This is a genomic window from Mycobacterium sp. E2989 (genome assembly GCF_001667595.1).
In the GTDB taxonomy this organism is placed as follows: Bacteria; Actinomycetota; Actinomycetes; order Mycobacteriales; family Mycobacteriaceae; genus Mycobacterium.
In genome coordinates this window covers 65,265-82,430 of the sequence record NZ_LZJX01000075.1, presented here as the reverse complement: position 1 = coordinate 82,430, position 17,166 = coordinate 65,265, and the positions used below count along the sequence as shown (strand labels likewise).

Here is a 17,166-nt window from a genome sequence, read left to right as displayed (position 1 = left end):
CGGGGCGCAACAGGCCTTCGGCGGCCGGTCGAGGCGGTGGTGCGCGGAGAACTCGGTGGCGGTCCACTCCCAGACATTGCCGATCATGTCCAGCAGACCGAATCCGTTGGGGGGAAACGTCCCAACCGGCGAGGTGCCCACCCAGCCGAGCGCTCCGTCGTTGCGATACGGGAACCGGCCCTGCCAGGTGTTGGCCATCAACCGCCCGTCGGGATTCGGCTCGTCCCCCCACGCGTACGTCGCGGCGCTCCCGCCGCGGGCCGCGTACTCCCACTCGGCCTCGGTGGGCAACCGCCGGCCGGCCCAGCGCGCGTAGGCGGCCGCGTCGGGGTAGGCCACCTGCACCACCGGGTGATCGGCCCGACCGGTGAGATCGCTGTCCGGGCCGAACGGGTGTCGCCAGCTCGCACCCGGCACCCAGCGCCACCATTGCCGCCAGTCCCGCAGGTCGACCGGGCCCGGCGTGGGCGCAAAGACCATGGCGCCCGGACACAGGTCCGCCGGATCGGCACCCGGGTACAGCGCCGGGTCGATCGGCTGCTCGGCGACCGTCAGATAGCCTGTGTCGGAAACGAATTCGGCGAACTGCGCGTTGGTCACCGGGTGCCGCTCCATCGCGAAGGCGGCAACGGTCACGGTGTGGATCGGCGCCTCTTCGGGGTAGAAGCTGGTCGACCCCATGCGGAACGATCCGCCCGGTAGATCGACCAGCTCGGTGAGCACCCGTTCAGGGTACGAGCACCTCAGTCGGACTGCCGGTACCACGTCAACATGTACAACCCCATCGCGCCGACCAGCGCGAGCAGCACCCAGATCACCAGCGCCTGGTCGATCCACGCCCCGGGCGGTGGCGAACCGGGAAGGAAGTTGCGGATCGGTATGACGGCGAACAGCATCGCGGCGAACCACGTCACGAACGGCGGCACGAACTTGCGCTTGCCCAAAGCGATCTGGATGGCCACCGCGAAGGCCAGTGCCGGCAGGGCGAACAGGACCAGGCAGATGCCGAGGTCGAAGATCAGCGGCCCCTTGGCCCGGTGCAGCGTGATCACCACGTTGTCCGGCCGTTCCGACTCCTGGCTGGCTTCGCCGACGCGCTGGACGCTCACGTCCCACCCGTCCAGCGCCCCGGTGACCTCGACGCGGGCCGGGATGTATTGGCGCGCGTCGCCCTGCCCGACGAGGACGTCGGCGGAGAGCGTGTCGGTGCGGTAGGAGTCGAACGGCCAGTTGTTGGGGTCCCCGTGCGCCTCGATCGTGGTGGCGACCTGCGCCGGCGACTTGCCCGCCGGGTATTGCAGGTCACCCAGGTCGTTGGGCGGATCCATGCGGACCGCGGTGTCGGTCTTCAGCACGTCAAGGCGTTTGTCGTGACGGCCTACATGCTGTCCCTGTTCGGGGTCCACTGGCTCGAGCGGTCGGAGGGCCCGCTCCCGCCGCTGGACCTCAGCCAGGGCGGCGGCGACGCGACCATCGTGCAACTGCAGGTCGAGGAGCTCAAGCCGGTCGCGAAGCACCTCGCGGTGAATGTGCTTGTCTATCCGGGGATTTCGGCGTACGACAACCGATTCGACGTGCTGGGCGCCGACGTCGCCGTGCGCCTGTACCCCACCAGCGACCTGGGGGACCTGCATTACCCGAAGGGCAAGGCGCCGGCGCAGCTCAGCACGACGGTCGTTGCGCACGGCGACCCCGGTAACTGGCCGTTCGACTCCTATAAGACCGAGCCGATCTCCGCCGACGCGTTCGTCGGGTCGGGGGACAACCTGAAAAAGGTGCCCGCGCGGGTCGAGGTGACCGGGGAGCTGGACGGCTGGGACATCACGGTCAACCGCGTCCACGACCCCGGGGCGCTGCCGACGCAGCGCGGCACCGACAACGGCAACGTCGTCATCACGCTGAAGAGGGCCAAGGGCCCGCTGATCTTCGACCTGGGCATCTGCCTGGTGCTGATCAGCCTGCCCACCCTGGCGCTGCTGGTGGCCATCCCGATGGCGTTGGGCCGGAGAAAGTTCTTGCCGCCGTTCGCGACCTGGTACGCCGCGAACCTGTTCGCCATCGTCCCGCTGCGCAACATCCTGCCCGGCGCTCCGCCGCCCGGTTCGTGGATCGACCAGGCGATCGTGCAGTGGGTGTTGATCGCGCTCGTGACGGCGATGAGCCTGTACATCTTCGCCTGGGTCCGGCAGGGGGATTAGCCGGGCCGCTTTTGTCGGAGCCCCGTGGCATACTCGAACACATGTTCGATTCGAAGGTGTCGCCCGAGGTGATCGCGCGCCTCGACGAGCACTTCGAGCGGCGGTATCCATCGAAGACGGCCGAATCGTCCGGGTTCCTCGCCACCGCGCGAGAATGCGCCCGGAGCGAGAATCGGGCGGCGGCCGGGCAGTTGGCGGCGATCGGGAACCTGTTCGCCTACCGGTTGTCCCGGGGCGGGGAGTGTGCGGACTGGGCGGTGGACACCGAGGCGGCGGTGGCCGCCGAGGTGGCCGCGGAGCTGCGGATCGGCCTGGGGTTGGCGGCCAGCCGGGTGCGCTACGCCCGCGCGTTGCGCGAGCGGCTGCCCAGGGTCGCCGAGGTCTTCGCCGCCGGGGACATCGATTTCCGGATGGTGCAAACCATGGTCTACCGGACCGATCTGATCACCGACCCCGACGTGATGGCCCGCGTGGACGAGCAGCTGGCCGCCCGGGTGGCGCGCTGGCCGTCGATGACCCCGGCGCGCCTGGGCGCCCAGGTGGACAAGATCGTAGCGAGAGCCGACGCCGATGCGGTGCGCCGGCGTCGCGAGCGCGCCGCGGGGCGCGAGGTGTGGATCGGCGAGATGGGGGACGGGCTGGCCCGCCTCGAGGGCGTGCTGTTAAGCCCGGACGCCCACGCCCTGGACGCGCGGCTGTCAGCGCTGGCGGCCAGCGTGTGCGGCGACGATCCCCGCACGCGTGAGCAGCGCCGCGCCGACGCGCTGGGGGCGCTGGCCGCCGGGGCCGACCGGCTGGGATGCCGGTGCGGGCGACCGGATTGTGCCGCCGGCGCCCGGGCGCCGGCCGGGCCGGTGGTGATCCATGTGATCGCCGAGCAGGCCACCCTCGACGGCCACGGCGCGGCGCCGGCCTGCGAACTGCGGGCGGACGGGCTGATCCCGCCGGAGTTGATCGCCGAGCTGGCCGCCTCGGCCAAGCTGGTGCCGCTGGTCCATCCCGGGGATGCGCCGCCCGAGCCCGGCTATGTGCCCTCGCAGGCACTGGCCGATTTCGTGCGCTGCCGGGATCTGACCTGCCGCTGGCCGGGCTGTGATTGCCCGGCGGTGGCCTGCGACATCGACCACACCGTTCCCCACGCCGCCGGTGGGCCCACCCACGCGAGCAACCTCAAGTGCTACTGCCGCGCTCAATGTCGGCTGGAGAAAATACCGTTTAGCGCATGGTCGCTAACACCACCACAAAACCGCAGCTCAGGGCAGCTTGCTACTGCCGAATCTCATCGGACCCAACGGACAAGCGGGCAGGCGTCGATCGTCAACGCGCAGATACCACTGCACTGTGCGAGGTCAAAGAGTGGACGCCGGTCGGCTTCTACGTAGACAACGACCGCAGCGCCAGCAACGGAAAGGTGCGCCCCGAGTGGGAGCGTCTACTGGCCGACATCAAGGCGGGGAAGGTTGACGCCATCGCCGCGTGGGACCAGGACCGCGGCTGGCGCATGATGCACGAGCTAGAGGAGCTGCGGAAGTTCTTCACCGGGCTCGGAAGGGAGATCAAGCTGGCCACCACCGGCCAGGGCGAGATCGACCTGTACTCCCCGACCGGTGTGCTCACCGCGCAGATTAAGACCGCCGTCAGTGAGCACGAGATCGCGATGATGCGTGTGCGTCAGTGCCGCGCTGCCCGAGCGAAGGCGGAGAGCGGACGCCCGCAGTGGAAAGCGGCGTTCGGCTATGAGCGTGACACCCGCCCCAAGGAGAGGGACGATGGCACCCGCAAGGTGAACCCGAAGGCGCAGAAGCTGGTCCAGCGCGCCTATGACGCGGTACGGGACGGCTCGTCGCTGGGAGACATAGCCCGCATGTTCAACGATGCGGGGGCCTACGGGCTCAACGGCAAGCCGTGGACCGCTTCGACGGTGAGCTTGTTCCTGCGCAAGCCGCGCAACGCTGGGTTGAGGGATCACAACGGCGAGCTGGTCTACGACAGCGACGGCAAGCCTGTGAAGGGCACCTGGCCGGCGCTGGTGGACTACGACACGTGGAAAGCGGTGCAGCACAAGGTCTCCGAGCCGGGACGTGCGCCGGGGCGCAAATCGGTGAGCCGCCATTTGCTTACCGGTGTTTTGCTGTGCGGCAAGCCCGGTTGCGGCGGCTACCTCTCGGGGTACCAGAGCAAGTCCGGTGTCGGTGCGTATCGCTGCAAGAAGTGTCTGGGGGTAGCGGTGCGCGCTGCCGACGTTGAGCCCCTGGTGTACGGGATTGTGGCGGGCCGGTTGGCCAAGCCCGATGCGGTGGACCTGCTCAAGGCCGAGCTGCACGACGAGGCCGAAGCGGAGAAGCTGCGCACCGAGGAGAACACCCTGCGGGCGCGGCTGAACGAGATCGCCGACGAACGCGCAGACGGCTTGTTGACCGGCCCCCAGGCCAAGCGGGCGACCGACCGAATACTCGACAAGCTGGGTGTGCTTGAACGGCGTCAGCAGGACCAGGAACGGTTGCGGGTGCTCGACGGTATTCCGCTGGGTCGGCCCGAGGTGGCCGGTGCCATACGGACGCTGTCAGCCGATCGGTTCCGCGCCGTCATGGCGCTGCTGCTCACGGTGACGGTAGTCCCGGTCGGCAAGGGGAGGCATGTGTTCGATCCGGCACGGGTGCAGGTGAATTGGCGATAGCTGTCGCATAGCGTCCACGGGGCGGGCGTTCAGCGGTTCCGCATGTCGTTGTTTGGTGACGGCGGCTGGCTGCCCAGCATCTGATAGGTGGTGTAGCGCGCTACACCGAGTTACTTTGTGCGACAAACGCTTCCACTAAGCTATTGCGTGCGAACGTCTGCACTGCGGTGTAATGTAGCGGTCGAGTTACCCCGCCGAGCTGGTCAGCAAGGCGGCATTCCAGCGAGGAATGGCCCGGCCAGCGCGGTCGCGGTGCAAACAGTAATTCCGCCCCCCATAAGGGCCTAAAGGGCGCGACGTCCCAACGAGGGACCGGTTATGAGGCCAACCGGTTCTTCATGGGAGAACGCTGTGCAAACCACACAAGGCGGTGCTCTGCGGACGCGCCGCGACGCAGCCGACGCGCTTAACATCAACGTCCGACACTTGGACTCCCTCATCGCAGAGGGCGAGATACCTGCCGTCCGCTTAGGCAAGTCGGTACGCATTCCTCAATGGGTCATCGACCGCCTCGTCCAACCAACGCCGACACCCGACAGTGTGGCCGACTACATCGAGCAGGTGCTCGCCGTTGCGCCACCGCTGAGCGACGAGCAGCGCGCACGGTTGGCCGAGTTGCTGCGCCCAGCACGCAACGGGGGCGGGCAGGCATGACAGAGAGAAGAAGCCGCCCCATGCCGGGGGCGGCTCCTGGTGCATGTCAAGACAGGGCTGACTCTACCCCCGCGCCCCGACGCCCGTGGCCGGCGATCCGTCCTCCACACCAGGAGGTGCAACGGTGAGAATGCGCGTCGTCAAACGTGACTTCTACGAGTCTGAGGAAATCGGAAACCTGACGTTCTGGGGCCGCGAATTGCTGCTGGCGGTGTGGTCCTACGTGGACGACAACGGAGTCCAAAAGGACTCGCCTGTCGGGATCGCAGGAGCGTGTTTCCAGTTCGACCTCGCCCGCGACCCAGTCGGGACCGTCCAGAAAATTGAGAAGGGAATCGACGAGCTACACGAGAAGGGGTTCGTCATCCGCTATCAGGTTGACGGTATCCGGTTCATCGAAGCCGCCGCGTTCAAATTCTGGCAAGACCCGCAGAAACCGGCCAAACCGCGCTACCCGAAGTCGTCAGATCCGGAGGCCCTCCTCACCGCGCATTTCCGGAGACTCTCCGGAGGTTCTCGGGAGGGTTCCCGGGGAATCTCCTGTGCGGAAACGGAACCGGAGGCGGAACCGGAAGTTGCATCCAGGGGTGGGCGGTGAGCGGACAACTGCCCGACGCCGCGCTCGGGTTGGCGCACCACGGCCTGCCGGTCCTGCCGTTGCTGCCGCGAGCAAAGCGGCCACGCCTCCCCGGCGGCTACCGGGTTGCAACCTGTGATGTGCAGACGGTCACCGAATGGTGGCGACAGCACCCTGCCGACAACATCGGTGTCCGGCCTCCTCCGGGCATGGTGGTGGTGGACATCGATCCGCGCCACGGCGGAGATGCGGCGATGCGCAGGTTGACGAACCGGCACGGTCGTCTGCCGGTGACGTGGACGGCGCGCACCGGAGGCGGCGGGTGGCATTACTGGTTCCGCGTCGGGGACATCGAGACGCGGGCGCGGCTGTGCGAGGGCGTAGACATCAAGCACGGCGGCAGCGGGTACGTCGTCGTCCCGCCGAGTCGGGTGGCGTGCCGGTATCGGTGGCTGCGTGAGCCGGTGAACGAACCCGCAGTGGCCCCCGACTGGCTGCGGGAGGCTCTGGTCGCGCCGCGCTATGAGCGGCCTGCTCCGGTTCCCATTCACGGCGCCGCGCAGTTCGGGTTGGAATGCCTGCTGGCGCGCATCGCCGCCGCCCCGGCCGGGTCCCGGAACAAGACCGTGTTCGGGGCGTGCCGAGACGCCTTGCGGCAAGGGAACTTCGATGCCTTTGAGTCGGCTCTGATGGAGGCCGCTGTGGCACGCGGCTTAACCCTTGCTGAGGTCGCCGCCATCGTGCGCTCCGCACGGAGGGGTGCGCTGTGAATCTGGACGATTTTCGGGGCCGTCCTGGCCGCTGTCCCCTTTGCGCGCACCACATCCGCCTCCAGGGCCATCGTTTCGGCTGTCCGCGGGGAAGGTGCCAGCGGTGTCAGAAGTTCGGGCGCTGGCTAGGCTCCCGACTCTGCCTGTGGTGCCACCATGCCGACGAGACGAGGGTTGCGGCCGTCGCGGATCGCATAGCCCAGATGGACCTTGAGTACCGGCACGGGGACACACCAGGGCATCGCCGAATGGCTCAGCAGCGGAGGGCACGGTAGTGGCGCACGGCAGCGCGGGCGGAACAACACCGGACCCAAAGGGCAGCTACATCAAGCCCTCACATTCGCCGGCCAGGGACGACGCTGGCCGGGTCGCGCTGGTGTGCGTGCGTGAAACCGAGGCGCAGCTCATCTGGTGGGATTCGGAAGCCGCTGCCGTGGAAGCGATGCGGGGGCTGGTGTGTGACGAAAGCTGCGTCGGCGTGCACTCCGTTGTGGTCCAGGTGGGCAGCCGGTTCCGCATCACGCAGGGTCCAGCGCCCACGGTGCTGCGCGCCGTCGTCGTACCCGGCAGTTCGCGCCCTGACCCCCTCCGCAGGCTCGTCGCCTGCCCGTACTGCGGCGGCGAGCACCAACATCGCCAACGCCATATCGGCTCCGTGCGCGCGTCCGGGTGCCTGCGCGGCTTCTACCAAGTCCAACGAGAGGATGACGACCGATGACTGACCCGAAACTGCACCACCTGACCGACGGGGCACTGAAGCACCTTGCGCTCGACTTCGGGGCCATCGCGGTGTTACCCGGCGCCCGTCCGGCATCTGGCTGGGCGGCGTGGATGTGGTGGCTGGTCAACCGCGAAAGGGAACGTCGCGAGGGAAATGACGACGTGGGCCTGCCACCGGAGATCGTGGGACTCAATGACCTGTACGAGGCTGAGCTGAATGTGCTGCGCGGCGTATTTCACGAGACCGCGCTGCTCGCACAATGGCACGGAGAGGACGGGTTCGCCGCGTGGCTGCGCAAGCTGGTTCGGAACCTTGACGCTGAGCTTCAGCGCCACGAAAGGGCCAAGCAGGATCTACAGGCTGTCCTGGATGACTACCGCCGCCGACATCCGCACGGCACGCCCGGCGATACCAGCCGCCATCCGCAGTGGCATGACATCACGAGTAGAGGTGCTGAGCCCGAGGGCAACCCGTGGGCCTAGCCTCCTTGGCCGTGTCGGTGCTCAGGCGTAGTTTGGTGGTTGCAGCAACGCGCGGCGGCGGACTCGGCACGAGGAGCCGCTAACTGGCAGCCGGCACGGCGCAGGCGAAGTCGCAGAGACAGGCGCGGGTGCGGAGATGGACGGCACGTCCTTTTCGCGGCGAAATTCCTTCAATTGTTCTGCGTGGCAATCGATCTCGCCGCGTTATACCCATCTGCCGCAATCTGGAGAAAGACCGTGACAACTAGTGTCAATGAACCGCCTATCTATGCCAAGGAGAACGTGCGTCATTCCTACCTGCGTGACCTCTGCGCAGTCGGCGCGGGCATGGACTGGAACGGTGAGGCCCGCGAGCGTCTGATCCGCCACGCCCGCGACGTGGAGACCTCCCGCGACTACAAGAAGGCCTTCGCCGAGCACCGCACACTGTCCCGCGTGGACGGCCAGGGCGGCTACGCCGTCCCGCCGCTGTGGATGATGCAGGAGTACGTCGAGCTGGCCCGCCCCGGCCGTCCGCTGGCCAACGCGGTCACAAACGCTCCTCTGCCCGCAGGGACCGACTCGCTGAACATCCCCAAGATGCTCACCGGCACCAAGACCGGCGCGCAGACGGCCGACAACACCAACGTCGTGTCGCAGGACCTGACGGACACCAGCATCAATGCACCGGTGCGGACCATCGCCGGCCAGCAGGACATCGCTCGACAGACGATCGATCAGTCGCCGCTCGCGTTCGACCAGCTGGTGTTCCGTGACCTGGTGGCCGACTACGCCGCGCAGGTGGACGCTCAGGTCATCGCCGGTACCGGCACCAACGGCACCATCCTGGGCATCCTCAACACCGCTGGCATCCAGACGGTCGCTGCGGGTGCGCTCACCATCCAGGGTGTGTACGCCGCGGTGGCCAACGCCATCCAGAAGGTGCACGGTGCGCGGTTCCAGCCGCCGACCGCGGTGTTTATGCACCCCCGTCGTTGGGGCTGGTTCCAGTCGCTCCTGGACACCACGAACCGGCCACTGTTTCCCCCCATCGCTCAGTTTCCCCAGAACGCCGCGGGCATCCTGACCAACGTTGCCAGCGAACAAATAGTCGGAAATATCCAAGGCCTGCCCATCATCACCGATCCGAACTTCCCGACCAACCTGGGCAGCGAGACCCCGACCGGTACCGAGGACTCGATCCTCATCACCCGCGTCACCGACAACGTGCTGTGGGAGAGCGGGATTCGCACGATGGCTTACCCTGAGACGCTGTCCGGCCAGCTGACCGTGCGGCTCCAGGTGTTCGGCTACCTGGCCTTCACCGCCGGGCGGTACCCCGTCAGCACAGCCGAGGTCACCGGACTAACCCCGCCGACGTTCTGACCAAGCACCCACGTTAGCCGCACATCAGCGGCTCATCCGGCGGCATGGGCAGCTCTGTACATCTCTGCCGGCGCTGCGCGCACACCCCACATTCGTAACTGTTGTAAACAGGAGACCATGAGCGACCTCAAGCTGTTCCGCATCTTCGGTTCGAATGTGGAGGAGTTAACCGGCTCAGCTGTGGAACTCGAGCGTCACCTCCAGCGCCTGATCGAGGCCAATATGGAGGTGTTTTTCGGTGTTCGGTTCCTGGAGTCCGAGTACTTCACTGGGCGAAAGCATCAGGGATGGATCGACTCAATCGGCATAGACGAGAACGGTTCACCGGTCATTTTCGAATACAAGCGGACCCGGGGCGAAAGCGTGATCAATCAGGGATTGTATTACCTGGACTGGCTTCTTGACCATAAGGCCGAGTTCGAGAACCTTGTCCGCAAGCGCCTAGGTACCGATGAAGTCGATTGGGTTAACCCACGCCTGATATGTATTGCCAGCAACTTCACCCGGTACGACGAGCATGCTGTAGCACAGATCAACAGAAGTATTGAGCTGATCCGCTACCAGACCTTCAACAATGGTGAACTTATCGCTCTCGAGCTTCTCACTGCCACGACGAATCCAATTAAAGAAGACGAAGACATCGTGGGTCCTGCATCATCCTCACTGGGACGCAAGAGTCGGCAGGGAGTGGCTACCAAGACGGTTGGTCAACTGCTAGCGCAAGCTCAACCCTCGCTTAGCAATCTTTTCCAAGACCTAGACACGATGCTCACTGGCATGGGTGACGATGTGACGAAGACAGAACGGAAGTTTTATTTCGCGTACCGGAGGTTGAAGAACTTCGCCTGCGTGGAGGTGCACCCGCAGTCCAACGCAATCCTGGTCTATACCAAGGTGGACCCGGCGACGGTCGAATTAGTTGATGGATTTACGCGGGATGTAAGCCAAATCGGCCACTTTGGCACAGGCGATCTGGAGATTCGAATTGCTGATAGCGCACAGCTTGCACAAGCTGAACCTCTGCTCGCAATGAGCTACGCAAACAGCTGAACGGTTGCGTACGGATTTGAACGTCGCACCACGAGGAAGCTGATCCGGATCAGTACATCGCCTCCGGCCGCCCTCATCGTGAGCCGCCCATCGTGCTTTCGCAGCCAACGGAAGGTATGGCTTCAGAGTTGCCTTGGCGCAAATGAACTCACGTTGACTCGCCAAGTTCCAACAGACATCCGAAAGCCATAGGTTGATGTGCTATGCGCTCGCCAAAATTGGGTTCATTTCGCCAACTAGGCCGTTTTCCTTCAGGCGCTCCTTAATGCCCTTCGCCGCCTCATGACCTGTCAGCTTCCCGAATCGAGGTGCAACATGCAGCACCTTGAACTGCCCTCCACCTTCCCAGGCCACCTGACCGGTGATGCCTCCCTTGTCGCGGCCTTCGACAACAGCGCTGATGCGCGGATATGTAAAGTCAAGAACCGTTTGTGAGTTTCTCTCTACAGCTATCCATCGGCGGCGCATCTTATGTGCGGCTGTTGCCGTAGTGCCGGAACCCGCAAAAAGGTCAACGACCAAATCTCCTGTGTTTGTCGAGATATGAATTATCCGTTCGAGCAGCTCTTCAGGTTTAGGAGTGTCAAAAACCGAGACGTCCGGGAATAAGTCTAATAAATGGCGCTTGGCATCGTCATTCGTGGCTACATCTGCGCCACCCCAGACCGTAAAGGGGACAAGTCCCCGCAACTGGTGAGGAAATAACTTAATTCGCGGTGACCCGCTCCCCCCCTTAGGAAACCATATCCTGTTATCAGCCAACAGGTCGAGATACGTCGGTTCGGTCGCGTACCACGAACGTCCACGCGGAGGTCTCAATACTTGACCAGTTGGAGTTACAATCTCATATTGCTGAGCCTTTCGATAGCCCGGAGCGGTGAACGGGGCATCCGCCCAGGGGCCGCGCGGATCATTGTCTCGATTTCGCAAGGCCGAGGCTTCTTTAACTAGCAAATTCCGGCTGATCTTCCATTCTTTCGGCCCGCATGGCGCGTAGACCAATATATTGTCATGATTTGGACTAAAGGCGGCTCGGGAATCTCGCGTTGTCTTTTTCTGCCATACCACGGTAGTCACGAAGGCGCTTTCACCGAATACTTCATCCATTACGGCTCGTGCCCGGTGTATCTGAGAGTCATCGAGGTGCACCCAGACAGACCCATCCGGGCGTAGGTGGGGTTTTAGAGCATGCAAGCGGTCAGCCATCATGCTGAGCCACATGGGCGTAGCCAGGTTGTCGCCGTATTGATTAAACGTCTTGCCTGTATTGAACGGTGGGTCGATGTAGACGAGTCGGATGCCGTCGCGTAGGGCGGACGTCTGCGCATCAAGTACCTCAATAACGTCCAGGCCATCTCCGATGGCGAGTAAGTTGTCTTTCGCATCGGGAAAGCCGCCAAGCATTGGGGTCAAGACGGGCTGGGCAGTCGCCTCCAAGTCGGAGGGTTGCACCCAGCGGTACAAGGCCGCGCCCTCTGCTCGCAGTGGGAGGTGCTTGTTCGTCCAGTGGAGCTGAACATCGCTGGTCATTAGCCGTATCGCTCCTGATCTCGCGGCGCGCCGGGATTGTCAGCGCGTTGTTGTTACATAGGATCACACGGGCGACTGACATCACCGCTATGACACAACCGAAGGGCTTGGACCTTGACCCCATCTACGGTCGGCATCGATGCGGACGATCAACCAGGCCAGTCGCGCCCGATGAAGCCGTTCGTTCGATGGGCCGGCGGCAAAAGTCGGCTGTTGGCAAAGATCCTGCCGTACGTCCCAGAGTCACTCGGCGACTATTACGAACCATTCCTCGGAGGCGGCAGCGTCTTTCTTGCTACCCACACACGGATTAGCGGCCGCGCCTATTTGTCTGACCTCAATGAAGACCTCATCAGCGGATGGATCGCCCTGCGGGACTTTCCAGCAGAGCTTCGTCCGCTGCTGGCCTGGTACAAGGAGCGGGACTCGAAGGAGTTCTACTACGAGGTTCGATCGGCAAAGCCAGTTGGCGTTGTTGAGCGGGCAGCAAGATTCTTTTATCTCAACGCAACTTCCTGGAATCATCTCTGGCGCGAAAATTCGAAGACCGGTGCCATGAATGTCCCGTGGGGCGATCGGAAGTTCAACGGATTCGATGACAGCACATTAAGAGCGCTCCAGAATATCCTCGTGGTCGCGGACATCAACTACGTTGACTTTCGCAAAGCACTTGCTGACGTTCGTCGCGGCGACTTCGTCTATCTGGACCCGCCCTACCTCCCCGTATTTACCAACCCGGAAGAGAAGGAACCTACGTCTAAATTCAACAAGTATACGGCCAAGGTTTTTGGACTACGTGACCTAGAGGATCTTGCTGAGGAATGCCGCCGGCTCTCTGAATGTGGTGTCCGCTGGGTGATGAGCAATCGGGATACGCCTGGAGTTCGAGAGCTGTTTTCCTTCGCTGAAGTGATTGGTTTTACGACGCACCGGTCTGTTGCAGCGCAGGCCAGACGTGAAGTTGAGGACCGACGCTCCCCAGAAGCGATCATAATCGGAAAGTGAGCAACTATGGTTGCGCGTCCAGTAGAGGCGGTATGGGTTTGGTATGTCGGCGACTCAGTTTTCAAGGCAATCTACGGTCGTTTCGACGATGATCCAAATGACAAAAGTTGGACTAAAGATTACTTGCAAGTCTCAGGCGGCTGTCGCGAACTTCTAACGTCGAAGTTTCCCGAGAAGCCCGGGGAAGACCGTGTAAATATAAAGTATCGGTGGCCCAATGGCTCTGCCGACGGACACATCAAGTTTTCGGCAGACCGCCACCATCTGTCGTGGTCAACGGCAACGGGCGCGCCACAGCCGTGGCGGCTTGCCCCGCAGCCCACCCCTGCGGGGCCGCAAACTCTGCCTGGTGATCCGAATGCCACCACAACAGCTGAAGCAAATGCCATTTATTCCGCCTACAAAGAAAGGGGCTTAGAGGCTTACCTCGTTGTGGTTAAGCTCAAAGACGAAAGCGATACTCTTCACATTCGGGTGTATATCGCAGATCCTCCTCCGGGCTTAAGTTTCGCGGACATAGATCTTCTGCCCGAAGAAGTGCGATCCACGGCTGCCGAAACTGGCCCATCACGCGCTTGCTCCGGCAGGGCACTCGAAAGTGATGGCTTCCCACTAGACGACGAGGTTGCGCGGCTGATTTCCGCGCTTTCCGAGAATCCGAACGTTCTATTAATTGGTCCTCCTGGAACCGGTAAGACCGTGTTATTGGAACGGCTAACCGAATATGTCGAAAATCCGGGTCGCGGTACCTTCTTCGACCCTGACATCAGCCATTCTGCGTGGTCCGAAGGCGGGATACGCCGCCCACCAGGCAAAGCAAGAACTGTGGTTTTCCACCCGTCGTACTCCTATGACAACCTAGTGCTGGGTCTGATGCCGCGTCCCGCGCCAGCGGGAGTGGAGGTGCGGGTAACTACAGGGCCTCTCATAAATCTCGCTCACTACGCTGCCGGTGGCAGTAATCCAGCCGTGCTTGTACTGGATGAATTCAACCGGGGTAACGCAGCCGCGATACTTGGGGATGCCTTGGCTTTGCTGGATAAAGATAAACGTGGGCAAGCCTCCATAGATTTACCCTATGGCGACCTTCCTATCGAAGTCCCGGACGAATTTGCGTCTGGGGGTGGTAAAAGCGTAGATCCGAGGTTTAGCCTGCCGCCTAATCTCTGGATCGTCGCGGCGATGAACAGCAGCGATCGCTCTGTGGCTCCCATTGACGCAGCGTTGCGTCGCCGGTTCTCTATCATCGATATGCCACCCGATTACGATGTACTTGCGCTTCACATCAATGCGAGTAACTCCGTTGATTACGCGCAGCCATATGCCGCTTGGACCGCTAGCGATGTCGCTCGTCTAGCAGTAGACCTGCTAAAAGCACTCAACTACCGCATTGATGCGATTCTTGGCCAGGATTTCCGAATCGGGCAGAGCAATTTTTGGAATGTGGCCGGATCGACTGCGGATGCCGCGCTTCGGGCGCTAACGAGTGCGTGGGATACGCGCATAGTCCCGACGCTGCGTATGTCATTGCAGGACAACGACGAAAGCCTCGCGCCAATCGTCTGCGCAGGTACATCGGATCAGGCCGTCAATTCAAACGACACTTCTGCGGTGTGGTGGAAGTCGGCCGATGAATCGTTTGGGCCTTATGGGCAGGCAAGGCTGCACTTCAATGAGCTTAGCGCGCTTGATCACTCAGCTTCGTTGAAGGAGCTGCTTCGACTCGCTGGCAAGTGACAGTGGACAAACGAATCAGTCTTCGTGAATGGGCGGCGAGTGAAGTTACGGCCGCGGAGGCTGATGATATTCGAGCGACTTTCGCGCGCCTTAAAGGAGAACTACGGCCTACCCTTGAGCTAGCAAGCATCATTGGAACCAACGTGACGGTGCAGAACCTAATTGGGTCCACTCGTTTGCAGTCCGGGGCTGTCATTGAAGTAGAGCCCAAGATACCGGTGGGAACTAGTTGGGCAGAGTCGATCGTCCAACTGATCGGCGATGAGACTCGAATCGCGGTTGTTGGCAGCCAGCGGTCGACGCAGGGTCCCAGGCGCAATGATCTGTCCACGGCAATTGCGTTCGAGTATGCACGCCGCTTGGAGAGTGCACTACGCCAAGATGGACCAATTCAGGTTTATGAGCATCATGATCTCATTTCGCGGCGTTTGAATGGGCGGCTCAAGCTTTCCAAATGGGTACGCTCCAACTTTCTCAATCCAGCGCTTTTTCCTATAGAACGAGACGAGTTCTCTGTCGCCAATGACTTCGCTCGTGGGCTGTCTCTGGTGAGTGGACTCTTTCTCAGGTCGGCACTAAATGGGCAGTTAGCGTCTCGACTTCGAGCTTTGGAAACTGCTGTCATCCCAGGTCAAGCGCTGCCCGCATTTGTCAATCCTGCGGTGGCTTTAAGACATCTTCCAGCGCAGTGGGCGAAGTACCAGCCTGCATGGGATATCGCAGCCGCTGTCTTGCGGAACCGTTCGGTGGTAGGGGACCCCGGTCATGCTTCAGGCCTGGAGGTCGCTCTAGAACCCTGGCCGCTCCTCGAAACGCTACTATCACGGAGTCTTCGTGCGTTAGTGAAGTTCAAAGCACCTGAAGGCTACCAATTGGCCCCTAAGACTCGATGGCCTCTCTTAACTAAACACGGCTCGGTTGTTCAACGAGTGGAGCCCGACGGACTCCTACTGCGGGATGGTACTGCTGCCGTAACTTTCGAGGCCAAATACGCCGAGTCGGGAGATACCCCCAGACGAGCCCATTCATTCCAGGCGCTTGCTACCGCGGCGGCGTTACATTCGCCGCTGGCCGTCATCGTGTACCCGGATGACGCGCCAATTCGATTCTTTGATGTTGCAGGCTTCAATGGAAGGCCCAAACGCCTTGCGACAGTGGGGCTTTCTATGTTCACGTATCGCCGGCGGGGCGGTGCCGAGGATCGTGCGCACCGACTTGAGCAGCTTCTAAACGACCATTGAGCCACGGGTTTTCAGATGTCATTGGATGATAGGCGATGGCGCCATTCTAATTGGTAGACAACAGGAGCAAGATGGGCAACAAATCTGTCTACGAGATTAGCCGCTTTGACGTTTGCACAGATAACGAGGTTTTGATTGAGCGCGCGCAACTGTTCCACGAAGATGGAGCGCTGCGATGTCGTGTTGATGAGGGGCCGAAAAGAGTCTGCACGGAGTCAAATGTCATTGCGCTGATCGGTGCCGATCCTGCTCTAGGCGAGATACGGGCTAATCAGGTCACTCGGATCACTTGTCAACCTTCGGTGTTAGCCGAGCTGCCGTTCATACTGCGCATCCCGGGCCGCAGGGACGACTTCGACGAGTCGCTGTGGTCTGAGGCGATGAGCGATGAACACATCGATGAAGATGAGGGTCAGTCGGGTGTGTACCGCGTGCTGTATGTGGACGGTGCGCGCTGGAGTGCTTGGCAAACTTCTGAGGGGGTCCGGATGCTGCCTGGTGCTGGACCACTAGTTGACGTGTCGCCCTGGGGTTACCTCAGCTTCTGTGAGAACGGCAGTATGACCTCGGGCCTAGATGAGAGCGTCTTCGGGCTAGCGACTCCTATCGCCGTCGTATCCGCGACGCTCTTGGATCCCTTGTCGTGGGGAGAAGATACGGCTGTTGTGTTACGGCGACGCGGGAAAAGCACTGTCGATGACGCTGCAATGTTTGTGGAATGGCTGCTGGATGGTGGACTGGCTCGGGGTTATTTCACCGAGGAGGTACCACTGCTACAGGCCATGCTGGCGCAGCTGTTCGTCGAAGCGAGCATCAACAATTTCAACGGCGTGAGCGTCCCCGGCAGCCGACTTGCCGCAGGCGCCGAAGCGCCCCTGGACTTCGGCGATGCTGACAGTTCGGAATGGATCCTAAAAGTTGATCTCGATGAAGACTTCACGAAAGTGGTACTGGACTCGCTTGCCCAACGAAGTCCGCGGCTTGCAGAAATCGTCACCGCAGCACGTGAGCCGGACTCACCAGCGGGCCTCGCCCGCCGGGCCGCGCTCGAAGCGTGGTCGCAGACTTTCAGCTGGGCTGACTACTACGACTCGCAGGAGCAGCGGCAGCGGTCAAGCTATTAATGGCCCATGTCACCGACGGGTCCGCACCCTGTAGG

16 protein-coding genes and 1 pseudogene are annotated in these 17,166 nt (G+C 62.3%); 14 read left to right on the top strand and 3 right to left on the bottom strand.

The features are described 5' to 3' along the window. Both A5680_RS13885 and A5680_RS13880 read right to left on the bottom strand, forming a co-directional pair. A partial coding sequence (locus A5680_RS13885; RefSeq protein ID WP_067820189.1) for a formylglycine-generating enzyme family protein occupies positions 1 to 723 on the bottom strand: 723 nt, incomplete at its 3' end. A 20-nt stretch (positions 724 to 743) separates the two neighbouring features. Beyond that, positions 744 to 1,370: pseudogene (locus tag A5680_RS13880) on the bottom strand (DUF4436 domain-containing protein); the annotation flags it as partial. Here A5680_RS13880 and A5680_RS13875 point away from each other — a divergent pair. The 10 genes from A5680_RS13875 to A5680_RS13835 all read left to right on the top strand — a co-directional run bounded on the left by A5680_RS13875 (position 1,323) and on the right by A5680_RS13835 (position 10,494). Next, positions 1,323 to 2,198 (top strand): DUF4436 domain-containing protein, encoded by an 876-nt coding sequence (locus tag A5680_RS13875; protein WP_067820210.1) that lies wholly within the window; start codon positions 1,323 to 1,325, stop codon positions 2,196 to 2,198. The pseudogene A5680_RS13880 and the gene A5680_RS13875 overlap by 48 nt on opposite strands. A gap of 41 nt (positions 2,199 to 2,239) precedes the next feature. Next, a complete protein-coding gene (locus tag A5680_RS13870; protein ID WP_231977624.1) occupies positions 2,240 to 3,580 on the top strand; it encodes an HNH endonuclease signature motif containing protein in 1,341 nt (446 codons plus the stop codon). Continuing rightward, positions 3,475 to 4,875: a recombinase family protein gene (locus A5680_RS13865; protein WP_231977626.1), complete on the top strand. Its 1,401-nt coding sequence runs from the start codon at positions 3,475 to 3,477 to the stop codon at positions 4,873 to 4,875. The genes A5680_RS13870 and A5680_RS13865 overlap by 106 nt, the downstream gene beginning before the upstream one ends. A 318-nt stretch (positions 4,876 to 5,193) precedes the next feature. Next, positions 5,194 to 5,529: a helix-turn-helix domain-containing protein gene (locus A5680_RS25285; RefSeq protein ID WP_082970369.1), complete on the top strand. Its 336-nt coding sequence runs from the start codon at positions 5,194 to 5,196 to the stop codon at positions 5,527 to 5,529. Between the two features lie 124 nt (positions 5,530 to 5,653). Beyond that, the gene (locus A5680_RS26040) at positions 5,654 to 6,127 is read left to right on the top strand and encodes a hypothetical protein (protein ID WP_231977623.1); all 474 of its coding nucleotides are present in this window, start codon (positions 5,654 to 5,656) and stop codon (positions 6,125 to 6,127) included. Beyond that, the gene (locus A5680_RS25280; RefSeq protein ID WP_197499787.1) at positions 6,124 to 6,876 is read left to right on the top strand and encodes a bifunctional DNA primase/polymerase; all 753 of its coding nucleotides are present in this window, start codon (positions 6,124 to 6,126) and stop codon (positions 6,874 to 6,876) included. Before A5680_RS26040 ends, A5680_RS25280 begins: the two co-directional genes overlap by 4 nt. A 274-nt stretch (positions 6,877 to 7,150) precedes the next feature. Then, a complete protein-coding gene (locus tag A5680_RS13850) occupies positions 7,151 to 7,594 on the top strand; it encodes a hypothetical protein (protein ID WP_156675109.1) in 444 nt (147 codons plus the stop codon). Next, the gene (locus tag A5680_RS13845; RefSeq protein ID WP_067820174.1) at positions 7,591 to 8,079 is read left to right on the top strand and encodes a hypothetical protein; all 489 of its coding nucleotides are present in this window, start codon (positions 7,591 to 7,593) and stop codon (positions 8,077 to 8,079) included. The genes A5680_RS13850 and A5680_RS13845 overlap by 4 nt, the downstream gene beginning before the upstream one ends. 282 nt (positions 8,080 to 8,361) lie before the next feature. Continuing rightward, entirely contained in the window at positions 8,362 to 9,444 is a 1,083-nt protein-coding gene (locus tag A5680_RS25275; protein WP_156675108.1) for a phage major capsid protein, read from the top strand. Between the two features lie 117 nt (positions 9,445 to 9,561). Beyond that, positions 9,562 to 10,494, top strand: a complete 933-nt coding sequence (locus A5680_RS13835) for a DUF5655 domain-containing protein (protein WP_067820171.1) — start codon at positions 9,562 to 9,564, stop codon at positions 10,492 to 10,494. Between the two features lie 201 nt (positions 10,495 to 10,695). Here A5680_RS13835 and A5680_RS25270 read toward each other — a convergent pair whose 3' ends face one another. Further along, entirely contained in the window at positions 10,696 to 12,024 is a 1,329-nt protein-coding gene (locus A5680_RS25270; RefSeq protein ID WP_082970366.1) for a site-specific DNA-methyltransferase, read from the bottom strand. A 114-nt stretch (positions 12,025 to 12,138) separates the two neighbouring features. On the opposite strand from A5680_RS25270, the gene A5680_RS25265 reads away from it, so the two are divergent. From A5680_RS25265 to A5680_RS13825, 4 genes are all read left to right on the top strand, one after another. Next, a complete protein-coding gene (locus tag A5680_RS25265; protein WP_197499786.1) occupies positions 12,139 to 13,029 on the top strand; it encodes a DNA adenine methylase in 891 nt (296 codons plus the stop codon). Positions 13,030 to 13,035: 6 nt separating this feature from the next. Then, a complete protein-coding gene (locus A5680_RS25260; protein ID WP_082970364.1) occupies positions 13,036 to 14,766 on the top strand; it encodes an McrB family protein in 1,731 nt (576 codons plus the stop codon). Next, positions 14,763 to 16,007 (top strand): hypothetical protein, encoded by a 1,245-nt coding sequence (locus A5680_RS26565; RefSeq protein WP_082970363.1) that lies wholly within the window; start codon positions 14,763 to 14,765, stop codon positions 16,005 to 16,007. The genes A5680_RS25260 and A5680_RS26565 overlap by 4 nt, the downstream gene beginning before the upstream one ends. A 71-nt stretch (positions 16,008 to 16,078) precedes the next feature. Next, a complete protein-coding gene (locus tag A5680_RS13825) occupies positions 16,079 to 17,131 on the top strand; it encodes a hypothetical protein (RefSeq protein ID WP_156675107.1) in 1,053 nt (350 codons plus the stop codon). Positions 17,132 to 17,166: the final 35 nt, after the last annotated feature.

Excerpts from the sequence above, each read along its gene's own strand:
- A5680_RS13870 (WP_231977624.1), top strand. The coding sequence starts at position 2,240 with ATGTTCGATTCGAAGGTGTCGCCCGAGGTGATCGCGCGCCTCGACGAG.
- A5680_RS25285 (WP_082970369.1), top strand. The coding sequence starts at position 5,194 with ATGAGGCCAACCGGTTCTTCATGGGAGAACGCTGTGCAAACCACACAA.
- A5680_RS13845 (WP_067820174.1), top strand. The coding sequence starts at position 7,591 with ATGACTGACCCGAAACTGCACCACCTGACCGACGGGGCACTGAAGCAC.
- A5680_RS13835 (WP_067820171.1), top strand. The coding sequence starts at position 9,562 with ATGAGCGACCTCAAGCTGTTCCGCATCTTCGGTTCGAATGTGGAGGAG.
- A5680_RS25270 (WP_082970366.1), bottom strand. The coding sequence starts at position 12,024 with ATGACCAGCGATGTTCAGCTCCACTGGACGAACAAGCACCTCCCACTG.
- A5680_RS25260 (WP_082970364.1), top strand. The coding sequence starts at position 13,036 with ATGGTTGCGCGTCCAGTAGAGGCGGTATGGGTTTGGTATGTCGGCGAC.
- A5680_RS13825 (WP_156675107.1), top strand. The coding sequence starts at position 16,079 with ATGGGCAACAAATCTGTCTACGAGATTAGCCGCTTTGACGTTTGCACA.